The organism is Falsiroseomonas sp. HC035 (assembly GCF_050563525.1).
In the GTDB taxonomy this organism is placed as follows: domain Bacteria; phylum Pseudomonadota; class Alphaproteobacteria; order Acetobacterales; family Acetobacteraceae; genus Falsiroseomonas.
Window position 1 is genome coordinate 752,439 of sequence record NZ_JBNXUN010000001.1, and the last position, 24,174, is coordinate 776,612.

Annotated in this window: 25 protein-coding genes; 18 read left to right on the forward strand and 7 right to left on the reverse strand. The window is 71.5% G+C overall.

Going from position 1 to position 24,174, the window contains the following annotated elements:
* Nucleotides 1–9 precede the first annotated feature (9 nt).
* The 5 genes from ACLF3G_RS03740 to ACLF3G_RS03760 are packed head-to-tail and all read left to right on the forward strand — an operon-like array spanning nt 10 to nt 4,254.
* Nucleotides 10–423: a 6-pyruvoyl trahydropterin synthase family protein gene (locus ACLF3G_RS03740; RefSeq protein ID WP_430667975.1), complete on the forward strand. Its 414-nt coding sequence runs from the start codon at nt 10–12 to the stop codon at nt 421–423.
* 2 nt (nt 424–425) lie between these two features.
* Entirely contained in the window at nt 426–1,469 is a 1,044-nt protein-coding gene (locus ACLF3G_RS03745) for a glycosyltransferase family 4 protein (RefSeq protein WP_430667976.1), read from the forward strand.
* A 2-nt stretch (nt 1,470–1,471) separates the two neighbouring features.
* Nucleotides 1,472–2,347, forward strand: a complete 876-nt coding sequence (locus ACLF3G_RS03750; RefSeq protein WP_430667977.1) for a class I SAM-dependent methyltransferase — start codon at nt 1,472–1,474, stop codon at nt 2,345–2,347.
* A 19-nt stretch (nt 2,348–2,366) separates the two neighbouring features.
* Nucleotides 2,367–3,626, forward strand: coding sequence for a 3-oxo-tetronate kinase (otnK, locus tag ACLF3G_RS03755; RefSeq protein WP_430667978.1), 1,260 nt, complete (start codon nt 2,367–2,369; stop codon nt 3,624–3,626).
* On the forward strand, nt 3,619–4,254 hold the full coding sequence (locus tag ACLF3G_RS03760) for an aldolase (RefSeq protein ID WP_430667979.1): 636 nt from the start codon (nt 3,619–3,621) through the stop codon (nt 4,252–4,254). Before otnK ends, ACLF3G_RS03760 begins: the two co-directional genes overlap by 8 nt.
* Here ACLF3G_RS03760 and ACLF3G_RS03765 read toward each other — a convergent pair whose 3' ends face one another.
* The 5 genes from ACLF3G_RS03765 to ACLF3G_RS03785 all read right to left on the reverse strand — a co-directional run bounded on the left by ACLF3G_RS03765 (nt 4,255) and on the right by ACLF3G_RS03785 (nt 8,737).
* Nucleotides 4,255–4,725: a GNAT family N-acetyltransferase gene (locus ACLF3G_RS03765; protein ID WP_430667980.1), complete on the reverse strand. Its 471-nt coding sequence runs from the start codon at nt 4,723–4,725 to the stop codon at nt 4,255–4,257.
* Between the two features lie 73 nt (nt 4,726–4,798).
* Nucleotides 4,799–5,455, reverse strand: coding sequence for a hypothetical protein (locus tag ACLF3G_RS03770; RefSeq protein WP_430667981.1), 657 nt, complete (start codon nt 5,453–5,455; stop codon nt 4,799–4,801).
* Between the two features lie 5 nt (nt 5,456–5,460).
* Nucleotides 5,461–5,775 carry a hypothetical protein gene (locus ACLF3G_RS03775; protein ID WP_430667982.1) on the reverse strand — a complete coding sequence of 105 codons (315 nt, stop codon included), beginning with the start codon at nt 5,773–5,775 and terminating at the stop codon, nt 5,461–5,463.
* Nucleotides 5,776–6,048: 273 nt separating this feature from the next.
* Nucleotides 6,049–7,179 carry a bifunctional 2-methylcitrate synthase/citrate synthase gene (locus tag ACLF3G_RS03780; RefSeq protein WP_430667983.1) on the reverse strand — a complete coding sequence of 377 codons (1,131 nt, stop codon included), beginning with the start codon at nt 7,177–7,179 and terminating at the stop codon, nt 6,049–6,051.
* Nucleotides 7,180–7,195: 16 nt separating this feature from the next.
* A complete protein-coding gene (locus ACLF3G_RS03785; RefSeq protein WP_430667984.1) occupies nt 7,196–8,737 on the reverse strand; it encodes an MmgE/PrpD family protein in 1,542 nt (513 codons plus the stop codon).
* A 125-nt stretch (nt 8,738–8,862) separates the two neighbouring features.
* Between ACLF3G_RS03785 and ACLF3G_RS03790 the strand changes: the two genes are divergently transcribed.
* The 13 genes from ACLF3G_RS03790 to ACLF3G_RS03850 all read left to right on the forward strand — a co-directional run bounded on the left by ACLF3G_RS03790 (nt 8,863) and on the right by ACLF3G_RS03850 (nt 22,234).
* On the forward strand, nt 8,863–9,789 hold the full coding sequence (locus tag ACLF3G_RS03790) for a LysR family transcriptional regulator (protein WP_430667985.1): 927 nt from the start codon (nt 8,863–8,865) through the stop codon (nt 9,787–9,789).
* 9 nt (nt 9,790–9,798) lie between these two features.
* A complete protein-coding gene (locus ACLF3G_RS03795; RefSeq protein WP_430667986.1) occupies nt 9,799–10,149 on the forward strand; it encodes a hypothetical protein in 351 nt (116 codons plus the stop codon).
* A 108-nt stretch (nt 10,150–10,257) separates the two neighbouring features.
* Entirely contained in the window at nt 10,258–10,425 is a 168-nt protein-coding gene (hemP, locus tag ACLF3G_RS03800; RefSeq protein ID WP_430667987.1) for a hemin uptake protein HemP, read from the forward strand.
* A gap of 77 nt (nt 10,426–10,502) precedes the next feature.
* Nucleotides 10,503–12,509 (forward strand): TonB-dependent hemoglobin/transferrin/lactoferrin family receptor, encoded by a 2,007-nt coding sequence (locus tag ACLF3G_RS03805; RefSeq protein ID WP_430667988.1) that lies wholly within the window; start codon nt 10,503–10,505, stop codon nt 12,507–12,509.
* 28 nt (nt 12,510–12,537) lie between these two features.
* Nucleotides 12,538–13,557 (forward strand): hemin-degrading factor, encoded by a 1,020-nt coding sequence (locus ACLF3G_RS03810; protein ID WP_430667989.1) that lies wholly within the window; start codon nt 12,538–12,540, stop codon nt 13,555–13,557.
* Nucleotides 13,554–14,411: a heme/hemin ABC transporter substrate-binding protein gene (locus tag ACLF3G_RS03815; protein WP_430667990.1), complete on the forward strand. Its 858-nt coding sequence runs from the start codon at nt 13,554–13,556 to the stop codon at nt 14,409–14,411. Before ACLF3G_RS03810 ends, ACLF3G_RS03815 begins: the two co-directional genes overlap by 4 nt.
* 56 nt (nt 14,412–14,467) lie before the next feature.
* Nucleotides 14,468–15,493: a FecCD family ABC transporter permease gene (locus ACLF3G_RS03820; RefSeq protein WP_430667991.1), complete on the forward strand. Its 1,026-nt coding sequence runs from the start codon at nt 14,468–14,470 to the stop codon at nt 15,491–15,493.
* Complete coding sequence (locus ACLF3G_RS03825; protein ID WP_430667992.1) at nt 15,490–16,281, forward strand: heme ABC transporter ATP-binding protein; 792 nt, start codon at nt 15,490–15,492, stop codon at nt 16,279–16,281. The genes ACLF3G_RS03820 and ACLF3G_RS03825 overlap by 4 nt, the downstream gene beginning before the upstream one ends.
* A gap of 35 nt (nt 16,282–16,316) precedes the next feature.
* On the forward strand, nt 16,317–18,026 hold the full coding sequence (locus ACLF3G_RS03830) for a ShlB/FhaC/HecB family hemolysin secretion/activation protein (protein ID WP_430667993.1): 1,710 nt from the start codon (nt 16,317–16,319) through the stop codon (nt 18,024–18,026).
* Nucleotides 18,027–18,051: 25 nt separating this feature from the next.
* Nucleotides 18,052–19,263, forward strand: a complete 1,212-nt coding sequence (locus ACLF3G_RS03835) for a CoA transferase (RefSeq protein WP_430667994.1) — start codon at nt 18,052–18,054, stop codon at nt 19,261–19,263.
* Nucleotide 19,264: 1 nt separating this feature from the next.
* Nucleotides 19,265–20,938 (forward strand): acyl-CoA dehydrogenase family protein, encoded by a 1,674-nt coding sequence (locus ACLF3G_RS03840; protein ID WP_430667995.1) that lies wholly within the window; start codon nt 19,265–19,267, stop codon nt 20,936–20,938.
* A gap of 74 nt (nt 20,939–21,012) precedes the next feature.
* On the forward strand, nt 21,013–21,192 hold the full coding sequence (locus tag ACLF3G_RS03845; protein WP_430667996.1) for a hypothetical protein: 180 nt from the start codon (nt 21,013–21,015) through the stop codon (nt 21,190–21,192).
* A 124-nt stretch (nt 21,193–21,316) separates the two neighbouring features.
* Nucleotides 21,317–22,234 (forward strand): peptidoglycan-binding domain-containing protein, encoded by a 918-nt coding sequence (locus ACLF3G_RS03850; RefSeq protein WP_430667997.1) that lies wholly within the window; start codon nt 21,317–21,319, stop codon nt 22,232–22,234.
* Between the two features lie 57 nt (nt 22,235–22,291).
* Here ACLF3G_RS03850 and ACLF3G_RS03855 read toward each other — a convergent pair whose 3' ends face one another.
* On the reverse strand, nt 22,292–23,623 hold the full coding sequence (locus ACLF3G_RS03855) for a TRAP transporter large permease (protein ID WP_430667998.1): 1,332 nt from the start codon (nt 23,621–23,623) through the stop codon (nt 22,292–22,294).
* A 2-nt stretch (nt 23,624–23,625) separates the two neighbouring features.
* Nucleotides 23,626–24,156: a TRAP transporter small permease gene (locus tag ACLF3G_RS03860; protein WP_430667999.1), complete on the reverse strand. Its 531-nt coding sequence runs from the start codon at nt 24,154–24,156 to the stop codon at nt 23,626–23,628.
* Between the last annotated feature and the right edge of the window lie 18 nt (nt 24,157–24,174).

Genomic DNA, 24,174 nt, shown 5'->3' on the forward strand with positions numbered 1-24,174 from the left:
AGTCACCGCATGTCCAGCCTGCCGATGTTCAGCCTTACGGTCGTCGATCACATCATGATCGCGCATTCCTTCCGCGGCGAAGCCTTCGGCCCGGCGCAGCGCCTGCACGGCGCGACCTTCGTGGTGGAAGCCGAGTTTCGCGCGCCGAAGCTGGATGACCTGCATCTGCTGGTCGATATCGGCCTGGCGAAGGATCATCTGCGCGCCATCCTGGCGCCGATGGACTACCGCAACCTGGATTCCGAGCCGGTCTTCGCCGGCAAGAACACCACCACCGAATACCTTTGCCTGCACATCCACGGCCTGCTGGCGGAGGCCTGCCGTACCGGCGTGCTGGGCGATGGCGGCAAGGCGGTGACCGGGTTGAAGATCCTGCTGCGCGAGAGCCACATCGCCTGGGCGGCGTTCGAAGGGCCGGTTTGACCTTGCTGATTCACTTTCTCGTCCCGGCGCCGTTCGAGGCGATCTCGGGCGGCTATGGCTATGACCGGCGCCTTGTCGCCGGGTGGCGCGGACTGGGGCACGAGGTGCGCGTGGTCGAGTTGGCCGGCGCGCATCCGCTGCCGGATGAGGCGGCGTTCGCCAGCGCGCGGGATGCGCTGGATGCGGTGCCGGAGGATGCGCGCATCGTCATCGATGGCCTCGGCCTGCCTGCCTTCGCGCCGCTGATCGAGACGCTGGAGCGGCGCCGTGCCGTCGGGCTGATCCATCACCCGACGGCGCTGGAGCATGGCAACCCGGGGCCGGTACGGGATGCGTTGCGCGAGGCCGAGCAGGCGTTGTTTCCGCGCCTCGCCCGGCTGGTCGCGACCAGCAACCTGACGGCGCGGCGGCTGGAGCCGGAATTCGGCGCGAACCCCGCGCGCGTCGGCGTGGTGGAGCCCGGCACCGATCCGGCGCCGCGCAGCGCCGGGTCTGGCGGGCCGGGCTGCGCCATCCTGGCCATCGGCACGCTGGTGCCGCGCAAGGGTCATGACGTGCTGCTGCGGGCGCTGGGGATGCTGGCGGATTTGGACTGGTCGCTGACCATCGTCGGCCCGCCGCGCGACCCTGTGCATGCGGAGGGGCTGCTGGCGCTGGTCGAGGAACTGAAGCTCACAGCACGCGTGACCTTCGCGGGCGAGGTGACCGGGGAGGCGCTGGACGCGCTGTGGGCCGGCGCCGACCTGTTCGCGCTGGCGACCCACTGGGAAGGCTACGGCATGGCGGCGGCGGAAGCGCTGGCGCGCGGCGTGCCCGTCGCCATCACCGCCGGCGGCGCGATCGCGGAGGTGGTGCCGATGGAGGCCGGGGTGGTCTCGCCGCCGGGGGACCACGTGTCCCTGTCCCGCGCCATGCGCCGCGCCATCTTCGACACCGACCTGCGTGCGGAGATGGCAGAAGCCGCGTGGACGGCCGGCCAGAAGCTGCCGCGCTGGGATGATCGCGCGGCGGCGTTCCTGGCTGAACTCGAAAAGGCCGCGGGTTGAGCATGGCCGAGAGCTTCGACGGCGATTGGCTGGAACTACGCGAGCCGCACGACGCGGCCGCGCGCAACCTGGGGCTGGCGCAGGCGCTGGCGGCGGTACTGCCGGCACGGCCGCGCATCATGGACCTCGGCGCCGGCACCGGGGCCCTGCTGCGCTGGCTGGCGCCGGTGATCGGGCGGGCGCAGGCCTGGACGCTGGTGGATGCCGATGGCGGGCTGCTCAGCCGCGCCTTTGCTACCACGGCGGACCATGCCGAAGACCGGGGCTGGCCCGCCACCTTCGCCTCCCGCAAGACGCTGCTGGTGCATGCGCCGGGCGGCGCCTGGCGGGTGGAGGGACTGATCGCGGATCTGCGGGACGCACCGTCCGGCCTGCCGCTGCACCAGGTGGATGCGGTCGTGAACACCGCGCTGTGCGACCTGGTGTCGGAGGACTGGATTGCCCGGATCGCCGCAGGCTGCGCGAGGCACCGCCTGCCCTTCTACGCCGCGCTGAACGTGACCGGGCGCGAACGCTTCGATCCGCCGCATCCCGCCGATGCGCTGGTCAATCGCGGCTTCGCCCGCGACCAGCAGCGTGACAAGGGGTTCGGCGGCATCGCGCTGGGCGCACGGGCGCCCGCTGTCCTCGCCGCCGCCTTCGCGGCGCATGGCTACAGTGTGCAGCGCGCGCCGAGCGACTGGCGCATCCCGAGGCGCGCGCCGGAGATGGCGGCGGCGGTCGCCAGCGGCCACGCGCAGGCGGCAATGAGCCGGGAGCGGCGGGAACGCCTGAAGCTGCTGGACTGGGCGATGGACCGCCGGGCGCAGGCGGGGCTACAGCGGCTGGCGGTGCGGATCGGCCACGCCGATGTGCTGTGCCTGCCACCGCCGCCATGACTGCCTGGGGAGTGAAACAATGAGCCTTCTGCTCGGCTGCATCGCTGATGATTTCACCGGAGCGACCGACCTCGCCTCCATGCTGGTGAAGCACGGCATGACCACGGTGCAGGTCATCGGCGTCCCGAATGGCGCCCTGCCGGAGGCCGATGCGGTGGTGATCGCGCTGAAGTCGCGCACCATCCCGGCGGGAGATGCCGTGGCGCAGAGCCTGGCGGCGGCGGAAGCGCTGCTGGCGGCCGGTGCCAGGCAGTTGCTGTTTAAATACTGCTCCACCTTCGACAGCACGGATGAGGGCAATATCGGCCCGGTCGCCGATGCGCTGCTGAAGCGGCTGGGCGCCGGCTTCGCGCTGGCCTGCCCCGCCTTCCCGGCGAATGGCCGCAGCATCTACCAGGGCCACCTGTTCGCAGGCAGCCATCTGCTGAGCGAGAGCGGGATGGAGAACCATCCGCTGACGCCGATGCGCGACCCGAACCTGGTGCGCGTGCTCGGGCGGCAGACGGAAGGCTCGGTCGGGCTGGTGCCCTTCGCGGTGGTGGAGCGTGGCGCGGGTGCGATCCGCGATGCGATGACGCGGCTGGCAGAGGGTGGCCGGCGCTACGGCATCATCGATGCGGTGACCGACGCGCATCTGCTGGCGATCGGCGAGGCGGCGGCGAAGCATCCGCTGATCACCGGCGGGTCAGGCATCGCGATGGGCCTGCCGGCGAATTTCCGCGCCGCCGGGCTGCTGCCGGAGCGGCCGGATGCGGCGGTACTGCCGGCGCCGCAGGGGATGTGCGCGGTGGTGGCGGGCAGTTGCTCGCGCGCGACTCTCGGGCAGATCGGCTTCGCGCGGGACCATGTGCCGGTGCTGGAGCTGGATGCGCTGGCGCTGCCGGATGCCGCGGCGCTGGCCGCGCAGGCGCTGGAATGGGTGCAGGGCAAGCTCTCGGCCGACCGGCCGGTGGTGATCGCGGCGAGCGCGCCGCCGGACAAGGTCGCGGCCTTGCAGGCGAGGCTCGGGCGCGATGCGGCGGGCGTGCTGGTGGAGGATGCGATGGCGGCCGTCGCGGCGGGTCTGGTGGCGCGTGGCGTCGGGCGGCTGGTGGTGGCGGGCGGAGAGACCTCCGGCGCCGTGGTGTCGCGGCTCGGCGTGCAGCAGCTGCGCATCGGCGCGGAGATCGACCCGGGCGTACCGTGGACCTTCGCCGCGCCCACCGGCATCCACCTGGCGCTGAAGTCCGGCAATTTCGGCGGCCGCGACTTCTTCCTGAAGGCCTTCGAGCATGGCTGAGGCAGCGCTGCGGACGCAGCTTTGCGAACTGGCGAAAAGCCTGTTCGACCGCGGCTACAGCGTCGGCACCGCCGGCAACGTCAGCGTTCGGCTGCCCGATGGCTACCTGATGACGCCGACCAATTCCTGCCTTGGCCGGCTGGACCCGGAGCGGATCAGCAAGCTCGGCCCGGACTGGGCGCATCTGTCCGGCGATAAGCCTTCGAAGGAGGTGTTCCTGCATCGCGCGGTGCTGGACGCGCGGCCGGAGGCGGGCGCCGTGGTACACCTGCATTCGACGCACGCCACCGCGATCTCCTGCCTGGCACCCGAGGGCGGCGATGCGGAGATCCCGCCGCTGACGCCCTATTTCGTCATGCGCATCGGCCGCCGCCTGCCCTGCGTGGCCTATTACCGCCCCGGCGATGCGGCGATGGAGCCGGCGGTGCATGCGGCGGCGCGCGCTGCGAAGGCGCTGCTGCTGGCCAATCACGGGCCGGTGGTAAGTGGGGCCAGCCTCACCGAGGCGGTGCATGCGGCGGAGGAGTTGGAGGAGGCGGCGCGGCTGGCGCTGGTGCTGCGCGGCGTGCCGGGCGTCCGGGCGCTGAATGCGGCGCAGGTGGATGACCTGCTGGAGACGTTCGGCTGATCAGAGCGAGGCGGCAGCATCCAGGCGGATGACGTAGCTGCGCCAGTCCGCGCGTGTGGCGATGCGCTGGTATAGCGCGATGGCACCGGCATCATCCTCCGGCACGATCCAGCGCAGGTGGCTCCAGCCGCGCAGGCGGCCTTCCGCAACGGCGGCCTCGATCAAAGCGCGGGCGAGGCCCTGGCCGCGCGAGGCGGGGCGCACGAACAGGTCGTCCAGCATCCCGCAGCGCCGTGCGAAGACCACCTCCGGCAGGTCGAACAGGATGGCGAAGCCGAGCGGCATGGCGGCTTCATCCTCGGCCAGCAGCACCTCGGCCGCGGGATGCGAGGCCAGCAACGCCGCCTGCGCCTCCGGCGTCGCGATGGCGGCGCCCGCCAGCACGCCGCGCATCTCGGCAGCGTAGAGCGCCAGCAGCGGCGCCAGCCGGTGCCTGTCCTGCGGCGGCAGGAAGTGGATGCGGGGGATCATGCGGTCCGGTCCTGGACATGAAAAAGGCGCCGCCCGCGGATGCGGACGGCGCCTTTCGACGTGAGCCGAAGCCTCAGGTGCTGGCTTCGGTCGCGGGCGCGGCCGGCGCTTCCGAGGCGGCAGAGGCGGCAGCGGCCTTGCGGGCGGCGCGGGTTGCCGCACCCTTGCGGGCGGCTTCCGAGCGTGCGGAGGACGCGGCCTTGGCCGCAGCGGTCGGCCGCGGTGCGGCGGCCTTGCGCGGCGCGGCCTTCTTCGCGGCGGTCGCCTTCTTCGGCGCGGCGGCCTTGCGGGCTGCCGGCTTCTTGGCGGCTGCGGCCTTGCGCGGCGCGGCCTTCTTCGCGGCGGCGGCCTTCTTCGGCGCGGCGGCCTTGCGGGCGGCCGGCTTCTTGGCGGCTGCGGCGTTGCGCGGCGCGGCCTTCTTCGGCGCGGCAGCCTTGCGAGCAGCGGGCTTCTTTGCGGCCGCGGCCTTCTTCGGCGCCGCCTTCCTCGCGGTTGCGGCCTTCTTCGGCGCAGCCTTCTTCGGCGCCGCCTTCTTCGTGGTCGCAGCCTTCTTCGGCGCGGCCTTCTTCGCGGCGGGCTTGCGCGTCGTCGCGGCCTTGGCGGCGGGCTTGCGTGCGGCCGGCTTCTTGGCGGCGGGCTTCTTCGCCGTCTTGCGCGCGGCGGCCATCGCCATCGGCTGGGCGCGCGGCGCGGCCTCGTCCGTCGCGATCGTGTCGTTGATGTCGGTCATGGTGGTCAGGGTCTCCGCTCGGTTCCGGTGATGGTGCCGTGTTGGTGCAGACGGGCTGCCCGGCTTGCGCCGCGCCGCACTTTAGAAGCCAGGTCGGAACGTCCGGTTTCCACGGAGGGCGCGATTCCCGTCTCGCGCCGTGCCGTCGCAGCCGCTGTCCGTCTCGCGCCGGCGCCGGTGGGACGCTGCTGCGACGTGATGTCGCGCGGCGTCCTCTCGGCCTCTCTCCCGCCGTGCCCGAATGCCACGATGGCATCTGGCGGCGGTGCGGAGAGGTTCGTGCGCTGCACGAAGCCCTGCTCCACGAGCCTGCGGTCCATGGACCGATCCTTCCTGTGCGTGCCTCGCCTGCGTGCGGCGCAGCGCCCGTCGCCATCTACAGGATGGCTGCGAGGCGCTGCGCGAATCGCGTCAAGCGATGCGTGCAACGTCACGCTATCCGTGTGCGCATGCTGCGTGTCAAACGGAATCGCACGAAAGCCGTGCACGCTTGTGCAAGGCCTGTGCAGCGACGGTGGTTCGAAGGATGCGCGGCGTGGCGCGCGGCCGTGCGGAAGCGTCACGCGGCGGCACCGCCGCGTGACGCGAAGTGGTTAACCGCGTGCGGAGATTGGCGGCACCGGGCGCTGGTCCGGGCCGACATAATGCGACAGCGGGCGGATCAGGCGGTTGTCGGCGGCCTGCTCGAAGACATGCGCGGCCCATCCGGTGATGCGGGAGCAAACGAAGATCGGCGTGAACATCGGGATGTCGAAACCCATCAGGTAGTAGGCAGGGCCTGCCGGGAAATCGAGGTTGGGGTGGATGTTCTTGCGCTCCAGCATCTGGCGCGCCAGCACGCGGCTGGTCTCCATCCAGCGGCGGTCGCCGACGACCTCCGCCATCTTCTCGGCGTATTTGGTCATCGTCGGCACGCGCGAGTCACCCGACTTGTAGACCCGGTGGCCGAAGCCCATCACCAGGGCGCGGTGGTCGAACTTGCCCTCCAGCCAGTCCACCGCCGCCTCAGGCGAGCCGACTTCCTTCAACATGTGCATCACGGCTTCGTTGGCACCGCCATGCAACGGCCCCTTCAGCGCGGCGATGCCGGCCGTGATGGCGCCGTGGATGTCGGCACCGGTCGAGGTGACGGTACGCGCGGTGAAGGTGGAGGCGTTGAAGGTGTGCTCGGCGTAGAGGATCATCGAGACGTCGAAGGACTTGATGACCTCGGGCTGCGGCACCTTGCCGAAGACCAGGTGGAAGAAGTTCTCGCAGAAGGGCAGGTTCGGGTCGGGCGCGATCGGCTCGCGGCCCTTCGACAGGCGGTTGGTCGCGGCGACGGCGGTGGGCAGCTTCGCCAACATGCGCATCGCCTTGCGGCGCTGTGCGGCATCGGACACGTCGGCCGCCTCCGGGTCCTCCATGCCCATGAAGGACACGGCGGTACGGATGGCGTCCATCGGGTGTGCCTCGGCCGGGAATTCCCGCAGCACGCGCAGCAGGGCCGGCGACAGGGCGCGGTTGGCACGTTCCTCCGCCTGGAACTCCCTAAGCTGCGTCGCGGTCGGGAGTTCCCCGTGCCAGAGCAGGTAGGCCACCTGCTCGAAGTCGGTCTCCTCGCACAGGTCCTGCACGGCATAGCCGCGATAGGTCAGGCTGTTGGTCTCCGGCATCACCTTGGAGACGGCGGAGACGTCGGCGTAGACCCCGACGAGGCCCTTGTAGAGGGTGGGTTCGGTCATCTCTCGTGTCCTCCGCTCAGAAGATGCCCGGCTTGGCGTCCGCCAGCGTGCCCGCCGGCAGCACCACGTTCAGCCCGGCCAGTTCCTCCGCCGTCAGCTTCGGCAGGTCCTGCACCAGTTCGAGGAAGCGGTTCTGTTCCCGCGTGGTGATGATGCCCTCGGTCAGGATTCGGAACTTGTTGATGTACTCCTCCCGCCCGAAGGGACGCGCGCCGTTCGGGTGGGCGTTGGCGACGCCCAACTCATCGACCAGCTTCGAGCCGTCCTTCATCAGGATCTCGACGCGGCCGCCGAAGGCCAGCACCTCCGGGTCGCGGGAGTGGTACTTCGCCGTCCACTCCGGATCCTCGGTGGTCTCGATCTTGTGCCAGAGGCGGACGGTGTCGGCGCGGCCGGCGCGCTTCGGGGCGTAGCTGTCGACGTGGTGCCAGCGCCCGTCCTGCAAGGCCACGGCGAAGATGTACATGATGGAATGGTCCAGCGTCTCGCGGCTCGCCTTCGGGTCCATCTTCTGCGGGTCGTTGGCGCCGGTGCCGATCACGTAGTGCGTGTGGTGCGACGTGTGGATGACGATCTTCTCGATCGCCTCCATGTCCTGGATCTGCTCCCGCATCCGGAAGGCGAGGTCGATCAGCGCCTGGGACTGATACTCCGCGCTGTGTTCCTTGGTGTAGCTGTCCAGGATGGCGCGCTTGGGCTCGCCGGCCTCGGGCAGTGGCACCTCGTAGTACACTGGGTCGAAGACGGTCTTGCGGCCCTGGCTATCGGCCTGCGTGCGGCCGGACAGGACCCAGGCGATGACGCTGTCCTCGCCTTCGTAGATCGGGCTCGGCGCACCCTCGCCGCGCATGCAGCGATCCACCGCTTCCACCGCCAGCTTGCCGGCATGGGCGGGGGCATAGGCCTTCCAGGAGCTGATCTCACCCTTGCGGGACTGGCGGAAGGACACGCTGGTGTGCAGCGCCTGCTGGATCGACTGGAACACCACCTCCTGCTTCAGGCCGAGCAGCGTGCCGATGCCGGCGGCGGCGGCGGGGCAGAGATGGGCGATGTGGTCCACCCGGTGCTCATGCAGGCAGATCGACTTCACCAGGTCGATGTGCAGTTCGTAGGCCGTCGCCAGGCCGCGCACCAGGTCGCGGCCGCTGCGGCCCATCGCCTGCGCTACCGCCAGAACCGGTGGGATGTTGTCGCCGGGGTGGGAGTAGTCCGCGGCCAGGAAGGTGTCGTGCATGTCGAGTTCGCGCACCGCGGTGCCGTTCGCCCAGGCGGCCCATTCGGGGGAGACGGTCTGGCCGGACTTCACGCCGAAGACGGTGGCGCCACCGGCCTTCTTCATGTGGCCGAGCGCCATGCCGCGGGCGGAGACCACCGGGCGGCGGTTGATGGCGGCGATGGCGACGCTGGCATTGTCGATGATGCGGTTGATGATCATGCCGGCGGTGTCTTTCGGCACCGCCACCTTGTCGGTCGCGACGCCTGCCATCTTCCAGGCCAGCTGGTCCTCGCGCGCGAGCAGCGCCTTGGAAGGATGGACCTTCACGGGATGCATCTTCATTCGTGTTTTCCTCGAACTGCCGTGGTGAACAGGCTGGGTCTTGTGAACCCCGGTTGCGTCATCGTCCATTCCGATTGGCGTGGCAACGCGATAGGGTTTCGGTATCGCGTCACAGGCTCAACGCCATGGATTTCCGTCTGGTGCGCCGGCTCGGCCACTTTCTCGCCGTGGCGGAGGAAGGGCATTTCGGTCGTGCCGCCGCGCGGCTCGGCATTTCCCAGCCCCCGCTGACGGCGCAGATCCAGGCGCTGGAGCGGGAGCTGGGCGTGAAGCTGCTGGACCGCACCGGCAAGGGCGCGCGCCCGACGCGGGAAGGTGAGGCGCTGCTGCCGCTGGCGCGGCGGCTGGCGGAGGAAGCGGCGCAGCTGGAAGCGCTGGCGCGCGAATTGCGGGCCGGTCGTCACGCGCCGGTCGCGCTGGCCTGCGTCACCTCCGCGCTGTTCGACTACCTGCCGCCACTGGTGCGCGGCCTTCAGGCGGCGCGACCTTCTTCCGCGATCGTGGTGCGGGAGATGGACACGGCGGATGCGGTGGAGGCTCTGCGCCGTGGCGAGGTGGACCTCGCCTTGCTGCGGCTGGACCGGGACCGGCATCCGGTGCGCCTGCGCAGCCTGGGGCGGGACGTGCTGGCGGCCGCCCTGCCCGCCGCGCATCCGTTGGCGGCGGACTCCGCGCCGCTGGACCTGGCGGCGCTGGCGGACGAGCCGATGCTGGTGCTGCCGCGCGCGATCAGCCCGGCCTATTCGGATGCGATGGTCGCCGCCTGCCGCGATGCCGGCTTCGCGCCGCGGGCGGAACGCGAAGTGGGCTCGGCCATGGCGCAGCTCGGCTTCGTCGCGGCGGGGCTGGGGGTGGCGCTGGTCTCGGCCGGCATGGCGCGGCTGCGGCCGCCGGGGGTCGCGTTCCGCCCGCTGGCGGGCCCCATCCATGCGGTCGGCGTGGCGCTGGCCTGGCATGCGGAGCGGGAGAGCGAGGCGACGCGGCTGGCGTTGGAACTGGCGGAGGCGCTGTTTCCGGCCTGCCCGGAAGACAAGGCCGCCGCGATGCGCTAAGCCGCGCGCATGGATCTCTCCCCCGACCAGGTCAGGGCAGCCCGCGCGGCGGGTTGCGCCTTCCTCCCCGCCACCGACGACCAGGTGGCCCGCCTCACCATGCAGCGCCGGATCTTCCGCATCGACGGGGTTCCGCATTTGGCGCAGCGCGCCGACAGCGGCTTCTACGAGACGCATGGCACGCTGACGCCGCTGCTCGGCGCCGCGGCCGGCGAACCGGCCGCGCCGCCGCCAGAGACCCTGCAGGAGGCGGAGGCCGCGGATGCCTCCGCAACTCTGGCGCTGGCGGCGGAAAGCCGCGGCGGGCGCGGCGCGCAGGTGATCCGTCGTGGACGGCCGCGGGGCCCGCGCGGCGGCTGAAGCCGGCTTTTCGGCGGCCTGGCCTCCCCAGGAGGTCAGTCCGTTTCGTTTTCGCGTATTGCGAATGACTCTCAGTTGCGATAGAGGTTCGGCAGGAGCATTTGCCCGATGAGCCAGCACCTGACCAACCGATCCGCCGAGCCGCCCAACCCGTCACCTCTCTGCGTCCCGAGTGCCGACTTGCTGCGTGGGGCGCGCGAATTGCTGATCCTGCACCAGGGCGAGACCTATCGCCTGCGGCTGACCAGCAACGACAAGTTGATTCTGACCAAGTAGCCCGACCGCCTTCTTTCCCTGTCCCCGCCAAGCCAGCCGCAGCGCCAGCCAGGCCGTTCTCCACCCGGAGCACCCGCATGGCTTTCGCACGACTGGCATCCTCCACCCTCAGCGCAGCGATCTTCGCGTTGGCGGCCTCACCGGCGGGGGCGCAGACGAACCCTCCCGGCGCCGTCACGGCGCTGGATGCCATCACCACCACCGCCACCCGCACCCGCGCCGTTTCCGGCGATGTCGCGGCGCCGGTCACCGTGATCGGGCGGGAGGAGATCGAGCGGCGCGACGCCCGCAGCGTGGTGGATTTGATCCGCGACATCCCCGGCGTCGAATCCTCCGGCGTGCCGCGGACCACCGCGCTGCAACCCGTGATCCGCGGGCTGGGCGACGAACGGATCGTGCTGCGCACCGATGGCGCGCGGAACAACTTCAATGCCGGCCACCGCGGCCGCACCTTCGTCGACCCGGACCTGCTGCGCCAGGTGGAGGTGCTGCGCGGGCCGGCCAGCACGTTGTATGGCTCGGGCGCGCTGGGCGGCGCGATCTCGCTGCGGACGATCGAGGTGGAGGACATCCTGCTGCCCGGCGCTTCCTTCGGCGGCACGCTCGGCGCCGGCTGGCAGAGCCAGGGCAGCGGGCCGCGCGGCAGCCTGGCGCTCGGCGCGCGGGCCGGTGATTTTTCGCTGCTGGGCGCGGTGGCGGGCTTCACCAACAACAACTTCACCGACGGGCGCGACACCACCATTCCCTATACCGGGGACAATGCCGTGTCGCTGCTCGGCAAGCTCGGCTGGAACCCAGGCAACCATCGCTTCCAGCTCTCGGCGCTGCGCTTCCGCGACGACCACCAAATCCCGATCTCGGCCAACACCGCGACCACCACCGGCATCACGGATCGTGACACGGTCTCGGAAAACCTGTCCTTTCGCTGGTCCTACGAGGACCCGGCGCTGCCCTTGTTCGCACCGCAACTGGTGCTCTACCGCACCCATGTGGACCTGACGGAGCAGCGGCTGACGGGGGCGCGGGTGCGCGACCGGACGGAACTGACGACGATCGGCCTCGATGCGCAGAACACCTCCCGCTTCGGGCTCGGGCCGACGCGGCATGCGCTGACCTTCGGCACGGAGGTCTATCGGGACGAGCAGGAGGGCCGCGCCAACGGCCTGGCGCGGGCACAGTTCCCCTCCGCCGAGCAATCCGTCACCGCCTTCTTCGTGCAGGACGAGATCAGCCTCGGCGCCTTCACCCTGACGCCGGGCGTGCGCCTGGACCGCTTCGAGCAGGAGAGCCCGGACGGCCGCAACGACCGCAGCTCCGAACGTGCCTCGCCGCGCGTTTCGCTGGCCTGGCAGGTGACGCCCTGGCTGCAGCCCTATGTCAGCTACGCCGAGGGGTTCCGGGCGCCGTCGCTAACGGAACTCTACGTCGCCGGCCAGCACTTCCCGGGCAACACCTTCGTGCCGAACCCCAACCTGCGGCCGGAGGTGTCCCGCAACAAGGAAGCCGGCGTGAACCTGCGCTTCTCCGACGTGATGCGGGACGGCGACCGGCTGCGGGTGCGGGTCGCGGCCTTCCGCAACGACGTGGACGACTTCATCGAGCAGACCGTGCTGCGCAGCACCACCGTCTCCGCCAACGTCGCGGAGGCGCGGATCGAGGGTGTGGAGGCGGAGGCGCAGTACGATGCGGGCCTCTGGTATGTCGGCCTCGGCGCGGCGGCACTGAAGGGCGACAATCTGGTGACGGATGAGCCGCTGGCCTCCATCCCGGCGCATCGGGTGACGCTGTCCGCCGGCTACCGCTTCCTCGACCAGGGCGTGACCGTGGGCGGGCGGATCACGGCGGCGGCGGAACAGGACCGGGCGCCAAACCGGCCGGGCGTGGCGCAGCAGACTTCCGGCTATGGGCTGGTGGACCTGCATGCGGCCTGGACGCCGAACTTCGCGCCGAATGTCCGTCTCTCCGTCGCCGTCGACAACCTGTTCGACCATGCCTACCGGCGGTCCAACTGGAACAGCGACCCGGCGCCGCCCTTCTACGATGTCGGCCGCAACATCCGCGGCGCGCTGCGCGTCAGTTTCTGAACCGGGGGAATCTTCCATCATGCCGAGCTTGAACGAACGCCATGCGGAGCTGCTGCGGAACGGGCCGCTGCGGGCGCGCGATGCGGCGCAGCGCCTGGGCACGACGGAGGCGGCGCTGGTCGCGGCCGGCGCCACCGGCACGGCGACCGCGCTGAAGCCGGACTGGGGCACGCTGTTCGCGGCGCTGCCGCGGCTCGGGCGGATCATGGCGCTGACGCGGAACGAGAATGCGGTGCATGAGCGGCACGGCGCCTTCCAGGACGTGAGCAGCGGGCCGGGGCACATCCTCGTGCTGGGGCCGGATATCGACCTGCGGCTGTTCCCCGGGCGCTGGGCGCATGGTTATGCGCTGGGCGGTGAGCGGCCCTCGCTCCAGATCTTCGATCGCGACGGCACGGCGGTGCACAAGGTGTTCGCGACCGCGGAGACGGATCGCGACGCCTGGGACCAGGTGGTGTCGGAATTCGCCACGCCGCTCGCCGCCCTGCCGCCGATGGCGCCGCCGGAGCCGGTGGCGAAGGCCGCGGAGACGCTTGTGGATGCGACGGCGTTGCGCGGAGAATGGCAGGCGCTGCGCGACACGCACGACTTCATCACGCTGCTGCGCCGCCACAAGGCCAGCCGGCGCCAGGCCTTCCTGAACGCCGGGGAGGATCTGGCGCTGAATCTGCCGGCGGCGGCGGGTATCGCAACGCTGCAACGCGCGGCGGAGGCCGAGGTGCCGATCATGGTCTTCGTCGGCAACCGCAGCGCCATCCAGATCCACACCGGCCCGGTATCGCGCCTGCGCGCGACGCCGGGCTGGTTCAACGTGCTGGACCCCACCTTCAACCTGCATCTGCGGGAGGCCGGCGTGGCGGAGGCCTGGCGCGTGGTGAAGCCGACGGAGGATGGCAACGTCAGCTCCATCGAGCTGATGGATGCCGAGGGGGAGGTGATTGCCATGCTGTTCGGCGCCCGCAAGCCGGGGAAGCCGGAACTGCCGGAATGGCGCGGGCTGGTGGAGTCCGTCGCCGCTTCTCCCTGGCCGGCCGAGCGCGCGGCATGATCCCACGGCGTGCGCTGCTCGCGCTTCCGCTGGCCTCGGCGGCACACGCAGCCGCGCCGCGCCTCGTCTGCGTCGGCGGCGCGGTGACGGAGACGGTGTTCGCGCTGGGCGCCGGCGCACAGGTGGTGGCGGTGGACAGCACCAGCCGCTTCCCGGTGCCGGTGCAGCGCCTGCCGCAGATCGGCTACCTGCGGTCCCTGGCGCCAGAGGGGCTGATCTCGCTCGACCCCGACCTGCTGCTGCTATCGGACGAGGCCGGGCCGCCCCAGGCGCTGGCGGTCCTGCGGGCGGCTGGCGCGCCCCTGTCCATGGTGCCGGATGGCGCGGGCGGCGCGGCGGTGGTGCGCAAGATCGAGGCGGTGGCGCGGGCGCTCGGGCGTGATGGCGCGGCGCTGGCGGCGACGGTGGCCGAGGATTGGCGGGCGCTGGATGCGCCGGTCGCGGCGCTGCGGCCGGTCCGGGCGATCTTCGTGCTGTCGGCATCGCGCGGCGCGCCGCTGGTCTCGGGGCGGGACACCCATGCCGATGCACTGCTGCGGGCGGTGGGGGCGGAGAATTGCGTGGGGGATTTCCGCGGCTACCGGCCGCTTTCCGCGGAAGCTGCGGCGGCCCTGGCGCCGGAGGCGGTGGTGATGATGGACCATGCGCTCGCCGAGGCGGGCGGCATCGATGCGGTGCTGCGGATCACGGCGCTGGCGGTGACGCCGGCCGCGGCGGCGCGAAGGCTGGTGGCGCTGGAAGGTGGCTACATGCTCGGATTCGGGCCGCGCGCGGCGCATGCGCGGCGGGACCTTGCGGCGCTGCTGCATCCGGGCGCGAGGCTGCCGGTGCTGGCGGAGCGGGATTGGGTTTGACGACGCGGGTGGCCCCCCTCACCCAACCCTCGCCTCCCTCTGTGGAGAGAGGGCCTTTGCAGTCCCTGGTGCTGGGCGGCGGGGCGCTGCTGCTGCTGGTGGCGATGGCGGCCGGGATCTTGCTGGGGCCGGCGGGCATCTCGCCCGGCGGGTTTTTGGCGGTGCTGGCGGATGCGGTGGGGCTCGCACAGCTGCCGGATGCGTTCCGGCGCGATGCGGCGGTGCTCGGCGTGATCCGGGCGCCGCGGGTGCTGATGGCGGCGCTGGTCGGCGCGGGGCTCGGTGCGGCGGGGGCGGCGATGCAGGGTTTGTTCCGCAACCCGCTGGCGGACCCTGGGCTGATCGGGGTGTCCGCCGGCGCGGCGCTGGCGGCGGTCGCGGCCATCGTCTTCGGCGGGACCGTGTTCGGCGCGGCGGCGGGCGTGCTCGGGCTGTGGCTGCTGCCGGTCGCGGCGTTCTGCGGCGGGCTTGCGGCGACGCTGGTGATGGCACGCCTCGGCCATATCGGCGGCGTTACGGGCGTCGCCACGCTGCTGCTGGCGGGCGTCGCGGTGAATGCGCTGGCCGGCGCGCTGACCGGGCTGCTGATCTTCACCGCGGATGACCGGCAGGTGCGCGACATCACCTTCTGGACGCTGGGCAGCCTGGCCGGGTCGCGATGGGAGCAGGTGCCGGTGGTGGCGCTGCTGGTCGGGCTGCCGGTGCTGGGACTGTGTGCGCTGGCCCGGCCGCTGGATGCGCTGCTGCTGGGCGAGGCGGAGGCGTTCCACCTCGGCCAGCGCGTCGAATGGGTGAAGCGGGTGGCGGTGACGCTGGCGGCCGTCGCGGTGGCGGCCGGCGTCGCCTTCACCGGGTTGATCGGGTTCGTCGGGCTGGTGGTGCCGCATCTGCTGCGGCTCGGCTTCGGCTCCGGCCACCGGCTGGTGCTGCCGGGCTCCGCGCTGCTGGGGGCGGCGCTGCTGGTGCTGGCGGACCTGGCCGCGCGCAGCCTGGCGGCGCCTGCGGAACTGCCGGTGGGGGTGGTGACGGCGCTGCTCGGCGCACCCTTCTTCCTGTGGCTGCTGCGGCGGGCCGGGGCGTGATCGCGGCGCGCGACATCGTCGTGCGGGCCGGCGGCCGGACGCTGCTGGACCGTGTCTCGCTGGACGTACGCGCCGGGGAGGTGCTGGTGCTGGCCGGGCCGAACGGCGCGGGCAAGTCCACGCTGTTCAAGGTGCTGGCCGGGGAGCTGGCGCCGCAGGCCGGGACTGCCACGCTGGACGGCAGGAGGCTGCGCGACTGGCGCCCACTGGACCTGGCGCGGCGCCGCGCCGTGCTGGCGCAGCATGTCGCGCTCGCCTTCCCGATGCCGGCGCGGGAGGTGGTGGCGCTGGGGCGCCTGCCCTGGCACGGCACGGAGCAGGCGGCACGCGACGCGCAGGCCATCGCGGCGGCGCTGCGGGAGGCCGATGTGGCGCATCTGGCAGGCCGGGCGCACGCCACGCTGTCCGGTGGCGAGCGTCAGCGCGTGCATCTGGCGCGTGCGCTGGCGCAGCTCGATGGCGCCGGAATGCCCGCGGCCCTGCTGCTGGATGAGCCGACCGCGAGCCTCGATGCCGGCCACCGCGCCGCGCTGCTGCGCCGGCTGCGGCGCCTTGCCGGGCAGGGGCTGGCGGTGCTGGCGGTGCTGCATGATCTGCAGGAGGCCGCCTATGTCGCGGACCGCGTCGCGCTGCTGGAGCAGGGCCGGCTGGTCGCCTGCGGGCCGCCGGCCGAGGCGCTGGGTACCGCGCTTCTGGAACAGGTCTATGGCCTGCCCTTCCGCTATGTCCCAGGACTTGGACCGATCCCGCTGCTCGCCGGCCCGGATGCGGCGTTGACGCTAGGATAGAAATTCCGCAAGGGTGATCCCGCCTGGATTGTGGGGTGCCGGTGAAGGCGCGGGGATTTCGCGGGGTTTTCGGGCTGGCGCTTGCGCTGCCGGTCACGGGTCTCGCCCAGGGCACGCCGCCGCCGCAGCCAGGATTGATTGAACGCGTCGCGCCGGCCCCTGCCCCGGCGCTCGGCCCGGCGCTGCTGCCGCCGGAACCGAGCGCGACCACCGGGCCAGGGGCGCAGCGCGGCGTGCGGTTGGGCGCGGTGCGGCTGGCCGGCAACACGGCGCTGGATGCGCCGGTGCTGCGGCCGGGATTTGCAGGGCTTGAGCACCGCATCGCCACGCTGGCGGAGATCGAGGCGGCGCGGCTGGCCGTGCTGTCCGCCTACCGCGCCGCCGGCTTCGCCTATGTCGCCGTCGCAGCCGGACTGACCGCAAACGTCTCGGGTGGTGCCGACCTGGTGCTGGCGGTGACGGAGGGCTTCATCGCCGGCTTGGCCATCGAAGGCGGCATCGGTCCGGCGGAGCGGCAGGCGCGGCGCTTCTTGGAACCCCTGGTCGGCCAGCGCCCCCTGCCCCACGCGGCGCTGGAACGCGCGCTGCTGCTGGCCGGCGACATCCCGGGCATCGAGGCCAGCGGATTGCTGCGGCCGGCGGAGGGTGTTCCCGGCGCGCTGCAACTGGTGGTGCGGCTGGCGCGGCGCGCGGCTTCCGGCTTCGCCACGCTGGATAATCGCGGTCATGCCTCCACGGGCGCCTGGCAGGGGCTGCTGGTGGGGCAGTTCAACGCGCTGGGGTCGCGCGGCGAAAGCGGGCAACTCGCACTGTTCCAGACCGATGGCCATGGCCAGAGCTTCGGCCAGGCTGGCGCCGAGATGTTCCTGGGCGGCTCCGGCCTGCGGCTGCGCGGCTTCAGTGGCGCCGGGCGGGCGGCGCCGGGCGGGGTGCTGGCGGCGCTGGGCTATGCCGGGGAGACGCGGGTGGCGGGGGTGGCGCTGGCGCATCCGCTGGTCCGCTCGCGGCCGCGCAACCTGACGCTGACGGCGCAGTTCGATGCCTTCGAAAGCCTGGTGCGCCTGCGCCAGGCCCCGGACGCGCCGCGCGAGCGGACCAGCCGCGATGCCGTGCGGGCGCTGCGCCTGGGGCTGGAGGGTGAGGCGCGGGATGCATTGCTGGACTGGGCCCCGGCAGCGGCCGTCAGCACCCTCACGCTGCGGCTAAGCCGCGGGCTGGAAGCGTTCGGCGCCAGCGACGGCCGCCACGGCACCAGCGCCCGGCTCGGCAGCGACTTCGGCTTCACGCGGGTGGTGGCGGAGGCGTCGCGAACCCAGCCGCTGCTGCTGCCGCTGCCGGGCTGGATGCTGTCCGCCCACGTCGCGGGGGCGGTGCAGTGGAGCCACGATGTTCTGCCGCCGGCGGAGAAGTTCTACCTCGGCGGCAACCGGCTCGGGCGCGGCTTCCATGCCGGGCAGATCGCTGGGGACCGGGCGCTGGCCGGGACGCTGGAGCTGCAACTGGCCGGGGCGCTCGGCGGGCTAGGCAGCCAATTCTACCTGTTCCGCGACGAGGGCCGGGCGCGCGACGCGGGGGGCGAGGCAAGGCGCCTGGCCTCGGTCGGCGGCGGCCTCCGCCTGCAACTGACGGAGGCCGCGCAGCTGGAGCTGGAGGCGCTGCACCGCATCACGCGCACCCCCGAAGGCGCCAATGTGCGCCAGCTTGCGGAGGAGGCGGTGTTTACCCGGCTGCTGCTGCGGTTCTAAACCCGCAGAACACTGGGAGACTCGCATGACCGGCATTCTGAGCGACCTGCGCGTGGTCGAAGTCTCGGCCTTCATCGCGGCGCCGATCGGCGGCATGACGCTGGCGCAGATGGGGGCGGAGGTGATCCGCATCGACCCGATCGGCGGCAACATCGACTACCGCCGTTGGCCCCTCGCGCCGTCCGGCACCAGCCTCTACTGGACCGGCCTGAACAAGTCTAAGCGCAGCGTCGCGCTGGCGCTGCACAAGCCGGAGGGGCGCGAGATCGCCCGCGCGCTGATCTGCGCGGAAGGCGAGAATGCCGGCATCCTGCTGACGAACCTGCCGGCCAGCGGCTGGATGAGCCATGAGGCGCTGTCGAAAGACCGTGCCGACCTCATCATGCTGCGGCTGACCGGCAACCATGATGGCTCCGGCGCCGTGGATTATACCGTGAACTGCGCCAGCGGCTTCCCGATGGCGACGGGCACCGGCGGAGAACCCGTGAACCACGTGCTGCCGGCATGGGACATCGCCGCGGGGCTTTATCTGTCGACCGGCCTGCTGGCGGCGGAACGCGCGCGGCGGCGGGACGGCAAGGGGCGGGAGGTGACGCTGGCCCTGTCCGACGTAATGCTCGCCTCCGTCGCGACGCTCGGCTACGTCGCCGATGTGCAGGTGAACGATGCGGTGCGGCCGGCGATGGGCAACGATCTGTACGGCGCCTGGGGCCGGGATTTCCCAACGAAGGATGGCCGCCGGGTGATGGTCTGCGCCATCTCCAACCGGCAATGGGCGGCGGTCGGCAAAGCCACGGGCCTGGCCGGGAAGATCGCGATGATCGGGCCGATGCTCGACGTGGACCTCAACGACGAGGGCGGGCGGTTCGAGGCGCGGCACGCCATCAATGCCGTGCTGGCGCCGTGGTTCGCCCGGCACACGCTGGCCGAGATCGGGGCGGCCTTCGCCGGCACCGGCGTGCTGTGGGGCCCCTACCAGGATTTCGCCCAGCTGGTGCGGGAGGATGCGCGCTGCTCCACGGCCAATCCGATGTTTTCGGAGATCGAGCAGGCCGGAGTCGGGCGCATCCTGGCGCCGCGCGTGCCGCTGGGCATCTCGGAAAATGCGCCGGCGGCGCCGGCCCCGCGTCTGGGCGAAGATACCGATCGGGTGCTGGCGGAGGTGCTCGGTCTCACCACCTCTGCCATCGGCAAGCTGCATGATGCCGGCACCGTCGCCGGCCCCGGAGGACACTGACATGGACCAGATCGTCGCCACCACCGGCACCGCGCGCGACCTGTTCGGCCATGCCGGCGCGGCGCTGGCCGCCGCGGAGCGGCTGCATGAGGAAACCCGCCGCGCCATCGCCACGCTACTTGCCCCCGCCGGCAAGGTCGACGCGCCGCTGCTGGAGCGGCACCAGCTCGCCGGCCATGGCCTCGCCTGGCAGGCCACTTATGTCGCCGCGCTGCGGGAGACGTTGCGCTGGGCGCAGCGGCTGGACCAGGCCGGGCGCTTCGGCCCGCTGGAGCAGGGCATTCTCCGGCTCGGCTTCGCGGAATACATGGCGCAGCTGGCCGGCGGCATCCCGATGAGCCAGGCGGAAATGGTGCGGCCTTCCGACATGGGCGTGCCAGCGGCCGCGGTCGCGCGCTTCGCCGCCGAACCCGCCATCGCGGCGCTGTCCGACCTGCCGGCGCTGGAGGCCGCGCGCACGCTGCTGGCGGCGGAGGCCAGCGAGGGCCGGCTTGGCGCCGACCATCTGGAGGATGAGATGCTGGAGGCGACGCAGGCGGAGTTCCTGCGCTTCGCCGCCGCCGAGATCGCCCCCTTCGCGCAGGACTGGCACCGCAAGGACGAGCTGATCCCAATGCCCGTCGTGCAGAAGCTCGCCGAGATGGGCGTGTTCGGCCTGACCGTGCCGGAAGCGCATGGCGGGCTTGGCCTCGGCAAGGTGGCGATGTGCCTGGTGTCGGAAGCGTTGTCGGGGGCCTATATCGGCTGCGGCTCGCTCGGCACGCGGTCGGAAATCGCGGCGGAGCTGATCCGGCTTGGCGGCACGCCCGAACAACAGGCGAAGTTCCTGCCCGGCATCGCCTCCGGCGAAATCCTGCCGACGGCGGTGTTCACCGAACCGGACACCGGCTCGGACCTCGGCAGCCTGCGCACCCGCGCGGTGCGGGACGGCGACACCTATAAGGTGTATGGCGCGAAGACCTGGATCACACATGGCGCGCGGTCCGACCTGATGACGCTGCTCGTGCGCACGGAATCCGGCGCGCCCGGCTACCAGGGGCTTTCGATGCTGCTCGCGGAGAAGCCGCGCGGCACGGACGACAACCCCTTCCCCGCCGCCGGCATGGCGGGCACCGAGATCGAGGTGCTCGGCTATCGCGGCATGAAGGAATACGAAATCACCTTCGACGGCTTCGAGGTTCCGGTCGCCAACCTTCTCGGCGGCGTCGAGGGGCGCGGCTTCAAGCAGTTGATGGAAACCTTCGAGAGCGCCCGCATCCAGACCGCCGCGCGGGCGCTCGGCGTTGCCCGCAACGCGATCGAGCTCGGCGCGAATTATGCGCGGGACCGCAAGCAGTTCGGCAAGGCGATCCAGCATTTTCCGCGCGTCTCGGGCAAGCTTGCCTGGATGGTGGCGGAGACGATGATGGCGCGGCAGCTCACCTATTTCGCGGCGCGACAGAAGGATGCCGACCGTCGCTGCGACATCGAGGCCGGCATGGCGAAGCTGCTGGCGGCGCGCGTCGCCTGGTCCAATGCGGATTGCGCGCTGCAGATCCATGGCGGCAACGGCTATGCGGTCGAGTACCCGATCAGCCGCGTGCTGTGCGACGCGCGCATCCTGTCGATCTTCGAGGGGGCGGCGGAGATCCAGGCGCAGGTGATCCTGCGCGGGATGCTCGGCCGGGTGAACTGAGCCGGGTGAACTGAACGGAACGCTGGCCGCCTCGGTGCGCTGCCTTGTGATACGCAGCCGGAGATGGCCAGACGATGCTGAAATGGGTGGTTGGAATCGCCGTGGCGCTGACGGCGCTGGCGCTTGTCGCGCGAGTGCTGCAGCTTGGAATCTCGCTGGCCCTGATTGGCGTGGCGGTGGTCGCCGCCGTCATCGCGGCGGTGTTGGGGCTGGTCACCCGGGCGCGGAGCGGCAGCGACAGCGACGCCTCGTGAAGGCGGCACGCTCCCTCCGTCGCAACCATTTCAGCCCTCGAAGCGTTGCCCCTCCATGAGCCACCCTGGTCGGATCGTCGCGAGGCTGATCGACCTGGACGGCAGCAACGGAAGGAGCGAAGCCATGAATGCCAAGACAAGACTGCTGAGCGCTGCCGCCCTCGGCCTGATGGTTGCGGCCTGCGGGACTGATCCGCAGGAGCGCACAACAGGTGGCGCGGCGGCTGGTGCGGCGACGGGCGCGGGCATCGGCGCCCTGGGTGGACCTCCTGGCGTGCTCGCCGGGGCTGCGATCGGCGGCGGCGTCGGCGCCGTGACCGGTGCCACCACCAGCCCGAGCGACGTGAACCTGGGCCGGCCGGTCTGGAACGATCCTGAGACCCGGGTCCCGGGCCTGCGCGAAGGCCGCAGCGGCGCGTCCTACGGCGCCAGCACGACCCGCCAGGCACAGAGCGCGCTGAATTCCCGCGGCTACGATGTGGGCCAGGCAGACGGCGTGATGGGCCCGCGGACAAGCCGTGCGGTGCGCGAGTTCCAGCAATCCAACAACCTGACGGCGACCGGCCGCCTCGACCAGGCGACCCTGGCCGCGCTGAACGTCAGCGGCGGGCAGAGCATGCGCGGCGCCTCCAACCGCAACGGCGCCTATATGGGCGGCGGCATGGTCGGCGGGACGCAGACCAGCCAGATGTCGACCAGCCCGGACCGTAGTGGCGTCGCGACGGACGCCGATCCGGGCACCGGCGGTACGGGCGGCTCGGGTGGCAATATCCGCTCGCCGCAGAGCCCGAACTACGGCGGCACGACGCCGACGACCGACCAGGAGCGGCGTGGCGCGGCGACGGGCGCCGATCCGGGAACCGGCGGCACGGGTGGCTCCGGTGGTGGCTCCACCGGCATGCCGCGCGGCCCGGGCGTGTCCGCCTCGCCCAGCGCGGCCGGTGGCCCGCTGGAGCGGAGCGGCCGGGCGACGGATGCCGATCCGGGCACCGGCGGCACGGGCGGTTCGGGCGGCGGCGCGACGGGCATGCCGCGCCGCTGATCCCAGCGCACGGCGTATCGGGCCGGGGGGCAACCCCCGGCCTTTTTCACGTCCGGATCAGCTTCCCATCATCGTGTTGGGCAGGAAGGTGACGAGGCTCGGGAACAGCGTTACCAGCGCCACCGCCGCAACCAGCAGGAAGAAGAACGGCAGGGTGTTACGGGCCACCGTCATCATCGGCCGCCCTGTCAGCCCCTGCAGCACGAACAGGTTGAAGCCGACCGGCGGCGTGATCTGCGCCATCTCCACCACCAACACCACGAAGATGCCGAACCAGATCAGGTCGAAGCCGGTTTGCGCGATGATCGGCAGCACGACACTCGCGGTCAGCACGATCATGCTGATGCCGTCGATGAAGCACCCGAGCACCAGGTAGATCAGCGTCAGCACGGCGATGATCATGAACGGGCTGAAGCCCTGGCTGCCGACCCAGGTGGCCATCGCGGCCGGGATTCCGGAATAGGCCATCGCCTTGGTCAGGAAGGCGGCGCCCGCCAGGATCAGGTTGATCATGCAGGCCAGGCGCACGGCGCCCATCAAGCTGGCGACGAAGGAGGACCGGGTGAGCGTACCGCCGAAGGCGGACAGGGCCAGCGCTCCGGCGACGCCGAAGGCCGCGGCCTCGGTTGCCGTCGCCCATCCGAAGTAGATGCTGCCCATGACGAAGCCGATCAGCAGCAGCACCGGGATCAACTGGCCGCTGACGCGCAGCTTTTCGCGGAACGGCATCGGCGGGTCGGCCGGCGGCACCAGCTTCGGGTTCAGCAGCGACCAGATGGCGATGTAGCCGCTGAACAGCAGCATCAGCAGCAGCCCGGGCACCAGTCCCGCGATGAAAAGCCGGACGATCGAAACCTCCGCCGCCACGCCATAGACGATCATCACGATCGAGGGCGGGATCAGCAGGCCGAGCGTGCCGGCGCCGGCGAGCGAACCGACGGCCATCGGCACGTGGTAGCCGCGCTTGGTCAGCGCCGGCAGCGACATCTTGCCGATGGTGGCGGAGGTGGCGGCGGAGGAGCCGGACACCGCGGCGAAGATGCCGCAGCCGATCACGTTCACATGCATCAGCCGCCCCGGCAGCCACTGCACCCAGGGGGCCAGGCCACGGAACATGTCATCCGACAGGCGGGTGCGGAACAGGATCTCCCCCATCCAGATGAACAGCGGCAGCGCCGCCAGGGTCCAGCTTGCGAGCGATCCCCAGACCGCGCTGCCCAGCACCTTGTCGGCCGGGAAGCTGGCCATGCCGGACATCAGCATGGGCATCGCCACCACGCCGACCAGGCCGGTCATCAACAGGCCGAGGCCGATCCAGACGCCAAGGCCCAGGATGAGGAACAGCACGCCGAGCAGCAGCAGCCCGGCCTCCGTCTGCGCGAGATCCATGTTCAGATTTCCCCGGCTGCGCGTTCAACGGCGGAAAGTTCGGCGGCGCGGCGATAGGAGGGCGTACCGCCGGCGAGGTGGACCACCAGGTCGTCCAGCAGCGCCACCGCAAACAGCACGCAGCCGAGGGCGCAGGCACCCTGCGGTACCCAGAGCAGCCAGGGGACGGTACCTTGGGCGACGTCCTCGAACTGCCAAGAATCATAGGCGAGATCGGCGACCGACCAGCCGAGGAACAGGGCAAGCCCGGCGCTGAGAGCCAGCGCCACCGATTCCATCACGAAGCGAGCCCGGCCCTTCAGGTGGCCGATGATGAGGTCGACCCGGATATGCGCGCCGTGGCGGAACGCATAGGCCAGCGGCAGCAGGGCGGAGCCCGCGACGGCGAAGGCGGTCAGGTCGTCCACACCCTCCAGGTTCGCGCCGAACTGACGGCCGATGACCTGCGAGGCGATCAGGCCGAAGATCGCGAACAGCGACAACGCTCCGGCAATGCCGCCGGCGAGATACAGCAGGTCCAGGCCACGCCGCATCAGGATCGGGCCCGGCGG

Bases quoted from the DNA above. Each gene is read 5' to 3' on its own strand.
- ACLF3G_RS03740 (WP_430667975.1), top strand. From the start codon at position 10: ATGTCCAGCCTGCCGATGTTCAGCCTTACGGTCGTCGATCACATCATG.
- ACLF3G_RS03750 (WP_430667977.1), top strand. From the start codon at position 1,472: ATGGCCGAGAGCTTCGACGGCGATTGGCTGGAACTACGCGAGCCGCAC.
- otnK (WP_430667978.1), top strand. From the start codon at position 2,367: ATGAGCCTTCTGCTCGGCTGCATCGCTGATGATTTCACCGGAGCGACC.
- ACLF3G_RS03760 (WP_430667979.1), top strand. From the start codon at position 3,619: ATGGCTGAGGCAGCGCTGCGGACGCAGCTTTGCGAACTGGCGAAAAGC.
- ACLF3G_RS03765 (WP_430667980.1), bottom strand. From the start codon at position 4,725: ATGATCCCCCGCATCCACTTCCTGCCGCCGCAGGACAGGCACCGGCTG.
- ACLF3G_RS03770 (WP_430667981.1), bottom strand. From the start codon at position 5,455: ATGACCGACATCAACGACACGATCGCGACGGACGAGGCCGCGCCGCGC.
- ACLF3G_RS03775 (WP_430667982.1), bottom strand. From the start codon at position 5,775: ATGGACCGCAGGCTCGTGGAGCAGGGCTTCGTGCAGCGCACGAACCTC.
- ACLF3G_RS03780 (WP_430667983.1), bottom strand. From the start codon at position 7,179: ATGACCGAACCCACCCTCTACAAGGGCCTCGTCGGGGTCTACGCCGAC.
- ACLF3G_RS03785 (WP_430667984.1), bottom strand. From the start codon at position 8,737: ATGAAGATGCATCCCGTGAAGGTCCATCCTTCCAAGGCGCTGCTCGCG.
- ACLF3G_RS03790 (WP_430667985.1), top strand. From the start codon at position 8,863: ATGGATTTCCGTCTGGTGCGCCGGCTCGGCCACTTTCTCGCCGTGGCG.
- ACLF3G_RS03795 (WP_430667986.1), top strand. From the start codon at position 9,799: ATGGATCTCTCCCCCGACCAGGTCAGGGCAGCCCGCGCGGCGGGTTGC.
- hemP (WP_430667987.1), top strand. From the start codon at position 10,258: ATGAGCCAGCACCTGACCAACCGATCCGCCGAGCCGCCCAACCCGTCA.
- ACLF3G_RS03805 (WP_430667988.1), top strand. From the start codon at position 10,503: ATGGCTTTCGCACGACTGGCATCCTCCACCCTCAGCGCAGCGATCTTC.
- ACLF3G_RS03815 (WP_430667990.1), top strand. From the start codon at position 13,554: ATGATCCCACGGCGTGCGCTGCTCGCGCTTCCGCTGGCCTCGGCGGCA.
- ACLF3G_RS03835 (WP_430667994.1), top strand. From the start codon at position 18,052: ATGACCGGCATTCTGAGCGACCTGCGCGTGGTCGAAGTCTCGGCCTTC.
- ACLF3G_RS03840 (WP_430667995.1), top strand. From the start codon at position 19,265: ATGGACCAGATCGTCGCCACCACCGGCACCGCGCGCGACCTGTTCGGC.
- ACLF3G_RS03845 (WP_430667996.1), top strand. From the start codon at position 21,013: ATGCTGAAATGGGTGGTTGGAATCGCCGTGGCGCTGACGGCGCTGGCG.
- ACLF3G_RS03850 (WP_430667997.1), top strand. From the start codon at position 21,317: ATGAATGCCAAGACAAGACTGCTGAGCGCTGCCGCCCTCGGCCTGATG.
- ACLF3G_RS03855 (WP_430667998.1), bottom strand. From the start codon at position 23,623: ATGGATCTCGCGCAGACGGAGGCCGGGCTGCTGCTGCTCGGCGTGCTG.
- ACLF3G_RS03860 (WP_430667999.1), bottom strand. From the start codon at position 24,156: ATGCGGCGTGGCCTGGACCTGCTGTATCTCGCCGGCGGCATTGCCGGA.